Source organism: Chrysiogenia bacterium (genome assembly GCA_020434085.1).
Classification (GTDB): Bacteria; JAGRBM01; JAGRBM01; order JAGRBM01; family JAGRBM01; genus JAGRBM01.
Map to the genome: position 1 here is coordinate 1 of JAGRBM010000289.1, position 10,201 is coordinate 10,201.

Genomic DNA, 10,201 nt, shown 5'->3' on the forward strand with positions numbered 1-10,201 from the left:
AGCTCCAGAGATTGGACGCTGCCGTCGAGGAACTGGACCCGCATCGTTCCCACCAGCGGAACCTGACCGAGCTGGGTCAGATCCAGGTCCTCGAATCCCACTTCAAGCATGACCTGGGCGGCTGGCTCGCTTGTCTCCAGATACTGGGTCGAAGCACTGGCCTGGGTCATGTGGGGTTCGAGGGCCGGTGGGCCGGGCTCGATGATCGGGTCCGCGCCGGGCACAACCGTGGTGTTCTGGCAGGCGGATGCCAGGAGGGCCACCAGGGAAAAGAGCCCCAGACGCAGCGTTTTGGTTGTTGGCAACCGAATCATCTATCCGTCGACCTTTTACCGCGTACCTTTCCGTCCCATATAGAACGCAAGGGTAGTGCCAAACGGGCCGTCTGCCTGAAATTTCTATCTTATTGAAATGATTGATGATTTGTTCGGCGAAGGGAAGGGTGGTCCGGGGTGCTGCCCCGATGTGTCCGATTTATCGGACATTCACGTAATTGGCTGCAATTCCTGCGGGTTGGGGGGACTAGCTGGGCTTTCTCGCCAGGAGGAAGACCTTGAGGTCCCGGAAGCTCTCGATGCGGTTGCCCTTGAGGTCGGTCTGGACGTCGTAGGCTTCGAGCGCGTGTTTTTCGGTGCGCAGCACGTCGGCAGTGAGCTCGGCAATGGCGGCCTCGTCCATGCCGGCGCGGCGGCACCAGCGCTCGAAGACGTGGCGGCGTTCCAGGCGCAGGCACTCGCGGATCTCCAGACCCGCGGCCTCGACGGTCTCGCGCCACTGGCTGACCTTCAGGTTGCGCACGTGGGAGGGATCGCGGGCGGCTTCGAGCCAGTTGATGAATGCGTCGAGCCGCTCGTCTTCGGGGGCGATGTTGTCGATGAGCAGGAACTTCCCGCCCGGGCGCAGCACGCGGGCGACCTCGGCCATAAAGGCGGCCGGATCCTCGAAGTGATGGGGCGCGATGCGGCAGGTCACCAGGTCGAAGTGGTGGTCCTCGAAGGGCAGCGCGTGGGCGTCGGCCTCGACGACCTCGATGTTTTCGAGCTCCTGGGCGGCAAAGAACTTGCGCGCGGCCTCCACCATGGCAGGGGTGACATCGGCGGCAATGACCTTGTCGCAATAGGGCGCGATGGTCAGGGCGCAGTGCCCGCCGCCGGTGGCCACATCGAGGGCGCGCTCATAGCGCATGCCCGCAAGCACGCGGATCACAAGCTCGAGATCGGGACCGTGCGAGTGGTCGATGCTCTCGACATAGGCGTGCGCCCGCGGCGAGAACTGGTCGATGGCCTTGGCTGCGTTGCTGCTCATGATTCCCACTATAGCGCACATCCGGGGAATTTGCGCCAGCACAAAATGGGGCGGAAAGTGTGATCTAGAACGGCCTGAAAGGCCGCGACCAGACACGCTCCCCCTCCCGGGGGAGCTGCGCGCGAGGCGCGCTGAGGGGGTTGGGTAGTTGGCGATCAGGTTTCGGAAAGAGCGTGCTGGTGCCGGCACCCCCTCAGTCCGGCGTTGCCGGACAGCTCCCCCGGGAGGGGGAGCGGGGGCGGAAGTCTCTCTCACACCTCCAGATGCTTCGCCTCTTCGGCCAGCTCGCGCTTTAGAATCTTGCCCACGCTGTTGCGGGGCAGTTCGTCGCGGATCCAGATCTTTTCGGGGACCTTGAAGCCGGCCAGGTGCGCCTGGCACAGGCTTTTGAGTGATTCCTCGGTGGGCTTGCGCTCGGGGCAGCGCGCGAAGGCGACGACGATCTCGCCCCAGCGGTGGTGGGGCTTGCCGACGACGGCGGCCTCGATGACGTCGGGATGGGATTCGAGCACTTCCTCGATCTCGCGCGGGGCGATGTTCTCGCCGCCGCGGATGAGAAAGTCCTTGGAGCGCCCGACGATGTAGACGTAGCCGTCCTCGTCCATGCGCACCATGTCGCCCGAGACGATCCACCCCTCACGCAGCGTATCCTGCGTTTCGCTCTCGCGGTTCATGTAGCCGCGCATCGCGCCGGGGGTGCGGTACCAGAGGACCCCGATTTCGCCCTGGGAAACTTCGTTTCCGCTCTCGTCGCAGATTTTCGCCTCAACGCCCGGCGCGATCTTGCCGATGCTCTGCAGGCGCCGGATCTGCTTGGCGCGCAGCTCGGGATTATCGTTTGAGAGCTTGTGGTCCTCGGGATCGAGCTGGGTCACCCGGCTGGCGCCCTCGGTCTGGGTGTAGACCTGCATGAAGAAGGTCTTGGGAAAGCCCTCGATCATGCCGATGAGCACGTCGGTCGGTGTGGGCGCCGCGCCGTAGGCGATGAGCAGCATGCTGGAGACATCGTGCTTGCCAAGCAGTCCGGACTCTACAAGGTCGCACATCATGGTCGGCACCAGGAAGGTCACCGTGCACTTGAATTGCTCGACGGCCTTTAGAAACTGCTCGGGATTCCAGCGGTCCATGATGATGTAGCGACCGCCGCGCGCCATTCCGCTGGTGAGCGTTGCCAGCCCGGCCAGGTGATAGAGCGGCAGCGCGTGGGCATAGACGACAGCCTCGGGCGGAATGGGCGAGGGGGCGGCGGCCGTGATGGCATAGCCCTTGTGGGGCTCTTCGACACCCTTGGGTTTGGCTGTAGTGCCGCTCGTATAGAGAACGTAGATGATGTCTTCGAGCGGCGAGGCATAGGGAACCCGCTGCGCGTCGCTGGGCTCGCAGGCCTGCACTTCTTGCCAGCTCGCTGCGCCTTCCCAGGCCTCGTCGAAACACACAACCGGAACACCCCCGGCGATCTCGGCCTTCACTTCCTTTTCAAGCACGTCGAGATAGCGCTTGTCGGAGAGGATCGCCTTCGCGCCGGCATCGCCGATGAGCCAGGCGAGCTCTTCCTCGGGAAGGCGGTAGTTGAGCGGTACCGCCGTGGCGCCGAGGCTCAGCGTTCCCCAGATGGCGGCCGAAAAAGAAACCGTGGAAACGCCGATGAGCGCCACGCGGTCGCGCGGCCCCACGCCCTTGCTCTCGAGAAACGCGCGCACGCGGCAGGCCTGTTCCCAGAGCTCGCCGCGCGAGACTTCGGTCCCCTCCGGTAGGACGAGCGCGGTCTTCTCGGGCGCTTCCTGCACACGCTCAAAGAAGAGTTGGTGCAGGGGTTTGAGTTCGGGCGTCGGCTCGGACATGCGGCGGTCCTCCAGTGATATCAAACATTTTCAGGGATCACTGAAAGCCTAGCCCCGAAAATCGGGGAAAGCACCAGCCTCGGAATTTGCAACAAATGTAGCAATATCGGTCACTTGCAAAGGCGCTGATTTGCGCAGGTGCTACGTGCTGGAGTATCAAAAGTGGACGGACCCGAACAACCAAGCATTATGAGCCGCCGAAAGCCGGTTGGCCGCAGCGCTGGAGCAATCCCAGAGAATGAGACCTGCCCGGATACAGCTTGCCTTCGTGTCGATCGCATTGCTGCTTGCGTTTGCCGGCACGGCCCTGGCGGCCGAAGTCAGCTTCACCAAGCATTACGTTCACAACGCGATGGACCTGGATGGGCCGGTTCACATCGAGCTCATCGATCTCGACCGCGACGGCGATCTCGACGTGCTGGTGGCCGAACAGTTCGATCAGGAAATCTCGTGGGTGGAGAACACCGGCAGCGGGGTCTTTGCGAGTGCGCGCAGCCTCACCGCGCTGCCGCTGGGCGGCGATGTCTGGGGCGCGGCCGCCGGCGATCTCGATGGTGACGGGGACATCGATGTGGTCGGCGCCCAGGGCTACCTGCTCTCGGCCTCGGAGAAAGAAATCTTCTGGTTCGAGAACCTGGGGCCCGGCATGGAGCCCATCGCCTGGGGCGCGAAGCAGAACCTGGAGACCGGCACCGGCGGTCCCGGCGCTCTCTATGTGTGCGATCTCGATCGCGACGGAGACAACGACATCATCGCCGTGCTCCAGGGCGATGAAGAAGTGATCTGGTACGAAAACACCGACGGCGCGGGGACTTTCGCCGCCCCGGCGGTGCTTGCAGGCATTGCGGGCCTGCTCGATGCGACCCTCCACGATGCCGACCGCGACGGCGATCTTGACGTGCTTGTTGCGGTGGACGATGCCGCCAGCGACGGCGTGTTCTTCTTCGAGAACCAGGGCGATGCTTCCTTCAATGCGGCCGGACGCATCGCCTCGCTTGCCGGTGTTGTTTCGCTGGGCGCCGCCGACATCGATGCCGATGGCTGGCCCGATCTCTGGCTGACAACCGCCGGGGCGAGCGCCGAACTATACGTGGCGCATAACCTGGGGACGCCGACGATGGGCCAGCCCCCGGTCGCGCTCGATACACCGCAACTGATTGCAGCGGGCGCGGGACTGAATGCGGCCGTCTTCACGGACGTCGATGGCGACGGTGATCCCGACGCCTTTGGTGTTTCCGGCGATGCGAGCTTTGCACGGTGGATCGAGAAAACGGGGTCAGGGTGGACATTCGGTGTTCACGGACTGGTTGATCAGCCGGCGGGCCCCCGCTCTCTGGCGGTCGGGGATGTCGACGGCGACGGCGATCCTGACGCGGTGGTGGCAGGCCGCGGCGATGACGTGGTTGTCTGGTATGAAAACCGCCGGTTCCACGCATGGCCGGAGTTTCATGGCCCTGCCGCCACGCTGCTCGATGGCGAGGCTTCGGGCGACCTGCCGATCCTGATCGCCGATCTCGATCGCGATGGCGCCCCGGACATTGTCTATGCGGGCATCGGCGCGGGGGAAGTGGGCTGGATCGCCGGTGACGGCGCGGGCGGCTTCGCGAGCGCCGCCACCCTGGCGAGCGTATCCGACCCGGTGGCCTTAGCGGCGGGTGACCTCGACCGGGACGGGGATCTCGATCTCGTCGTTGCCGCGAGCGGGGACTCTGTTGCGCCGGTGTGGCTCGAAAATCCCGGCGGCACCGGGATGTGGAACGCCCACGCGACCAGCGCGATGCTCACAGAGACCTTTGCCACGCTCGGCGACGTCGACGGCGACGGCGACCAGGACATCCTTGTCACAACCACCGCCGACTCGGTGCTCTGGCTGGAGAACCGGCTTGGCGATGGCGTGAACAACGACATCAACCCGAGCGCCAACGTGATCTCCTCGAGCATGACCGGCGCGCGCATGGTGCGGCCCATTGACGTGGACCGAGACGGCGATCTCGACCTGGCCGTCGCGGCCAGCGGGCTCGATGATTTCGTCTATTTCATCAACGACGGCAGCGGCAGCTTCGGCATGGCGCAGAACCTGCCGCGCACCCTGCTCGATCCCTTTGACGGTCCGGCCTCCATCGCCGCTGCGGATTTTGACAACGACGGTTACGTTGATCTGGTCGGCCGGACGCTGGGCGGTGTGCACATGCCCTTGTGGCAGAACGGGGGTGCCGGTTTCTTTGAACCGGAACTGCTCCTGCTCCAGAACGCGAACTCGGTGGAGATCAGCCTTGCCGACCTCGACCGCGACGGAATGACCGACCTGCTCTACCTCGACGCGGGACATGCCCGGTGGGCCAACATGCCCAACGAACTCGCGGAGGTCGGCACCGCGCTCTCCCACGTTGAGGCGGGCGATCTCGATGGCGACGGGGACCTCGACCTCGCGGTCTCGGAGGCCGCAACGGGCCGCGTGCTCTGGATTGAAAACGTAGGCGGCGTCTTTTCCGTTGTTGTGGAGGACCTGGCGCCCGTCACAGCGCTCGAAGAAGAGTCTTATGCGCTGCTGAAACTGACCATTACGAACAATGGGAAACCCGGGGACGCAGCGATTGCGCTGATGGGCCTGCGCCTCGACCTGGAAGTCACGGCCGGTGATCCCATGGAATACTCCGAATACAACGCCCTGATTGCCGGCATCTCGGTGTATGCCGACGACGGGTCGGGCGACTTCGACTGGTTGCTCGATACACGGGTCGACCTGAGTTTCGGTCCAGTTTTCAGTGCGGGGCGCTGGTCACTCGACGTTGTGACCTCGCTGGATCCGATTCCCGACGCATTCCTGCTCGGCCCCGGCGAGAGCAGCACGCTTTTTGTCGCTGCGGGGATCGAAAACATCACTGCCTTTACCAGCCCCACCACATTTCGGGTGACGCTGCCGGCCGCTGACGGCCTCATGGTGTTCGACCAGGAAACCGATCTGCCGGTCGCAGGCGGGCTGGGCGGCGACGTGACATCGGGGCTGGTCTCCGTCGCAGTCGGCGACGTCGTGATCGATGAATTCCTGGGGGTGGAATCCCTGATTTATCCGGGCGTGCTGGAGAGTCTGGAGTGGGCGACACAGAATGCGACGGCCTGCGAGCTGAGCGGCGGCGAGCTGGCCTCTCCCTACGCAGTCGGTATGCTCTCGCTGGATTCCGGCGTGTATTTTCCGAACCCGATCGGGGACACGACCTATACGCTGACCTGCGAGGGCGGCGGCGGACCGGTCAGTGCGGAGGTCGTGCACGTGCACAACGCCCGCCCGTTTGCCATGGATGATGCCTATGAAGCGATCCGTGACAAGACGCTGAGCGTAGGGGCCGCGTCGGGCGTGCTTGCCAATGACACCGATGACGGGCGCACGGCTCCGCTCAGTGTGAGCAATTTTATCGACACCAGCGCGCAGGGCGGCACGGTCAGCATCGCGGCCGACGGCAGTTTTACCTACTCCCCGCCTGCGGGTTTTACCGGCAGCGATTCCTTTTCCTACCAGATCAGTGACGGTCAGCGCACCGACGATGCCGAGGTAAGCATCACGGTGAGCGATCCGCCGCCGGGTGCGGACGCATCCGCCTCCTCCGGCGGTTGCACCCTTGCTTCCCGGCGCGAGCCGGGGTTCTCGCTCTCCCTGCTGCTCATGGCGATGGCGCTCGCGGCGCTTGCAAGGCCGCGCCGCTCCTGAACTTCCCGCTGCCCCGTGACGAAATGCAGCCGGGCTGATATTTTTGGAACCTCGAATATACTGGGCGCATCAGTCAGAGTGACTGACCAGACAGGTCCACCACGGGCGCCCGGCATCCGGGCGCGGAGGAATCGCGCGTGAATCAGTTGACCGGACTCTTTGAACGGGGCGCCGATGCCCTGAAAATGAACCAGCTCATCAGCCTGCTCGGCGGCATTCCCGGCGTGCTCCTGCTGCTGGTGTTCGTGGTGATTCCGATCTCCATCGCGATCTACGACCTGACGCAGAAAAAACACGCCATTCGCCGCAATTTTCCCGTCATCGGCATGCTGCGTTACGCCCTGGAGACCGTTGGCCCCGAGCTGCGCCAGTATCTTTTTGCCAGCGACCGGGATGACCGTCCCATCCCGCGCTACATGCGCGCGTGGATCTATGCTTCCTCGAAAAAAATGACGGCGACCGTGGCCTTCGGCACGCGCAAGGACATGGACAAGCCGGGCACCATACTCATGCGCCACAGCGCCTTTCCGGTGCTCGACGTCGAACCCACCCAGCCGCGCGTCGTGGTAGGCGAGCGCACGCCCAATCCCTATGAAGCCAGCGTCTTCAATATCTCGGCCATGAGCTTCGGCTCGCTCGGCGCGCACGCCATCACCGCGCTCTCGCAGGGCGCGAAGATGGCCGGTTGTTTTCACAACACCGGGGAGGGAAGCGTCTCGCCCTATCATTTGAAAGGCGGCGCCGACATCTGCTGGCAGATCGGCACAGGCAAATTCGGTTGCCGTACCGCCGACGGCGGTTTCGATCCCGAGCTCTTTGGTGAGATGGCGAGCCGCGAGCAGATCAAAATGATCGAGATCAAGCTCTCTCAGGGGGCCAAGCCCGGCAAGGGCGGCGTGCTTCCCGGGGAGAAGGTCACTGCCGAGATCGCCGCCACCCGCAAGGTGCCCGTCGGCAAGTCCGTTCTCTCGCCCACGCGTCACCGCGAGTGGGACGACATCCGCGGCATGCTCGAGTGGATCGACATGACCCGCGGGATTTCGAAGAAGCCCACGGGCGTGAAGTTCTGCCTTGGCAACCCGGCCTTCGTCGAGGACCTGTGCCAGGAGATGATCAACACGGGGATTCTGCTGGACTTCATCACGGTCGACGGCGCGGAGGGCGGCACCGGCGCCTCGCCGCTGGCAATGACCGATTACCTGGGATACCCGCTCCACGACGGGCTCATGATCGTCGACAACGCGCTACGCCGGCACGGGCTTCGCGAGAAGATCCGCGTGATCGCCTCGGGCAAGGTCTTCACCGGCGCGCAGCTCGCCATCGTCGCCGCCCTGGGTGCCGACATGGCCAACAGCGCGCGCGGCTTCATGCTCAGCATCGGCTGCATCCACGCGCTTCGCTGCAACACCAACCACTGCCCGGCCGGCGTCGCCACCCAGAGCAAGTGGCTCCAGCGCGGCCTCGTGCCCGAGGTAAAAGCCCCGCGCGTGGCCAACTACCACGCCGCCGTCATCCACGAACTCAACCTCGTCCTGCACGCCTGCGGCAAGACGCACCTCAATCAGCTCGAACGCGGCGATGTGATGAAAATGGTGGACTTCAACAAGCTCGTCAGCATGGACGAACTCGTCCCCTACGACGCCGTCCCCCACATGCGCCCGCGCGAGAAAGACCCCGTGACGATCAAGGAAGAGAAGGCGGGCTAAAGCCCCTCGATGAACCGCGCCATGCTGCGAATGGACGGCATGGCCTCGCGAAGCAGCGGGTGCAGGGACTGCCAGACATGCGGCATGTCCTGCCAGACCTCGGCATGGAAGCCGGGGTTCACCTCGGCCAGAATCTTTGCGAGTTCCTTGCCCTCGGCATGGAGCGTGTCGCCTCCGCCGAGGCTCAGGTGCACCGGCGGCAGGTTTTCGAAACCCGCCCGGTCCAGGGCGTGCGTCGCTGGATCGACGAAGGTGTGCCGCGAGAAGGCGTCCATGAGCTTGATCGGCAGGCCCGGGTCTTCAAAGCCCGCGGCGCGCGGCGTCTTGATTTCGAAATCCACCCACGGACAGATGGCCACGATGCCGACCGGAGGGGGAACTCCCTCGTCGCGGATGCGCTGGGCCAGCGCAAAGACCATCGCACCGCCGGCGGAATCGCCGGCCAGAACGACCTTCTCGCCCGGGCGCTCTTCAAGAAGGTGCCGGTAGACGCGCATCGCATCGTCGATGGCGGCCGGGTAGGCGTGCTCGGGCGCCAGGCGGTAGTCGAAAGCGAGCGCCCGGCGGCCACTGGCCTGCACGAGCCGCGAGACCAGCGCCGTGTGGCTGCGCACCGAGCCCGCGCAGAATCCGCCGCCATGGCAATACAGAATGGTCGCTTCGCCCCTCGGGCTGGTCGGCGTAAACCAGCGCACCCCGATCCCGTCCATTATCGTGTCACGGGTCCGAACCCCGCGCACCTGCGCACTTCCGGCAGCGTCGACCATCCTGCGCAGCAGGCGGTAGTCGCCCCGGTAGGCGCGCTCGCGCGCGGGCTTTGAGGCAAGCTGGAACACGCCGCTGATCGCCCGCATCACCGGCCGCGGCGTTCGTCGTTTGTGATGTTGCATGGGGTGATCCTCCGGCATGTGCGCCGTCGCGGTGCGAAGCTTAACCGACATATTCCCACGCGAGAAAGACACTGCAATGCCCAGGGAAGAGAAAGTGGACTGATGGGTCGACGGGTTAGCCCTGGAGTGCGGCCCCGCACTTTGAGCAGAACTTTGGGTTCATACCCTTGCCCAGATAAGAGTTGCAGGCCGGGCATCGCCAGTTCCAGAGCGAGAAGCCCGCGTAGGAGACGACAATGGCGATCAACCCGATGAGGCAAATGCCCTTGTCGATTCCGAGAAACACATCGCCTGCCTGGTCTTGCAGCCAGAAGGCGAGAAACAACGACGCAATGGCAGGAACCGCGAACGCATACTGGCGAATGCGGCGTCGAGAAAACTCAGTCATTGCGGGATCGTTCGTTTTCGATTCGCCTTCTCTCATGATTACCTGCTCATTGTACCTTGGGAGTTAAGTAGAGCTAACCCTTGGCGGGTTCGCCGTTGCTCGGGGATGCGGGTTTCTTGCCGGTCATCTCACCCAGGTAATCGGGCAGATCGACGCCGGCCATTTCCGCCAGGTCATGGAGCGGGGGCAGGGTCTTGATCATTCCCGACAGGAAGTTGGCGGTTGAACTCTTGCCCCCCTCGGAGCCGGTGTCCCAGACGGTGATCTTGTCGATCTTGAGGTTCTGGATCGCCTCGACCTGCTTGCCGACGATCTCTTCGAGTTTTTCTACGAGCAAGAAGGTAGCCGCTGCGCGAACATCGCCA

General features: G+C 64.1%; 8 protein-coding genes. 2 read left to right on the forward strand and 6 right to left on the reverse strand.

Annotated elements, in window-relative coordinates; translation table 11 throughout:
* The 3 genes from KDH09_09985 to KDH09_09995 all read right to left on the reverse strand — a co-directional run.
* A partial coding sequence (locus KDH09_09985; GenBank protein MCB0220011.1) for a hypothetical protein occupies positions 1–305 on the reverse strand: 305 nt, incomplete at its 3' end.
* A 217-nt stretch (positions 306–522) separates the two neighbouring features.
* Positions 523–1,305 carry a class I SAM-dependent methyltransferase gene (locus KDH09_09990; protein ID MCB0220012.1) on the reverse strand — a complete coding sequence of 261 codons (783 nt, stop codon included), beginning with the start codon at positions 1,303–1,305 and terminating at the stop codon, positions 523–525.
* Positions 1,306–1,556: 251 nt separating this feature from the next.
* Positions 1,557–3,146: an acyl--CoA ligase gene (locus KDH09_09995; GenBank protein MCB0220013.1), complete on the reverse strand. Its 1,590-nt coding sequence runs from the start codon at positions 3,144–3,146 to the stop codon at positions 1,557–1,559.
* 268 nt (positions 3,147–3,414) lie between these two features.
* Between KDH09_09995 and KDH09_10000 the strand changes: the two genes are divergently transcribed.
* Both KDH09_10000 and KDH09_10005 read left to right on the forward strand, forming a co-directional pair.
* Positions 3,415–6,852: a VCBS repeat-containing protein gene (locus tag KDH09_10000; protein MCB0220014.1), complete on the forward strand. Its 3,438-nt coding sequence runs from the start codon at positions 3,415–3,417 to the stop codon at positions 6,850–6,852.
* A 137-nt stretch (positions 6,853–6,989) separates the two neighbouring features.
* Positions 6,990–8,558 carry an FMN-binding glutamate synthase family protein gene (locus KDH09_10005; protein MCB0220015.1) on the forward strand — a complete coding sequence of 523 codons (1,569 nt, stop codon included), beginning with the start codon at positions 6,990–6,992 and terminating at the stop codon, positions 8,556–8,558.
* Here KDH09_10005 and KDH09_10010 read toward each other — a convergent pair.
* From KDH09_10010 to KDH09_10020, 3 genes are all read right to left on the reverse strand, one after another.
* Entirely contained in the window at positions 8,555–9,448 is an 894-nt protein-coding gene (locus tag KDH09_10010) for an alpha/beta hydrolase (GenBank protein MCB0220016.1), read from the reverse strand. The genes KDH09_10005 and KDH09_10010 overlap by 4 nt on opposite strands.
* Positions 9,449–9,563: 115 nt before the next feature.
* On the reverse strand, positions 9,564–9,872 hold the full coding sequence (locus tag KDH09_10015; protein MCB0220017.1) for a hypothetical protein: 309 nt from the start codon (positions 9,870–9,872) through the stop codon (positions 9,564–9,566).
* Between the two features lie 37 nt (positions 9,873–9,909).
* On the reverse strand, positions 9,910–10,201 hold a 292-nt coding region (locus tag KDH09_10020), incomplete at its 5' end, for a flotillin family protein (GenBank protein ID MCB0220018.1).

Bases quoted from the DNA above. Each gene is read 5' to 3' on its own strand.
- KDH09_10010 (MCB0220016.1), bottom strand. From the start codon at position 9,448: ATGCAACATCACAAACGACGAACGCCGCGGCCGGTGATGCGGGCGATC.
- KDH09_09990 (MCB0220012.1), bottom strand. From the start codon at position 1,305: ATGAGCAGCAACGCAGCCAAGGCCATCGACCAGTTCTCGCCGCGGGCG.
- KDH09_10015 (MCB0220017.1), bottom strand. From the start codon at position 9,872: ATGAGAGAAGGCGAATCGAAAACGAACGATCCCGCAATGACTGAGTTT.
- KDH09_09995 (MCB0220013.1), bottom strand. From the start codon at position 3,146: ATGTCCGAGCCGACGCCCGAACTCAAACCCCTGCACCAACTCTTCTTT.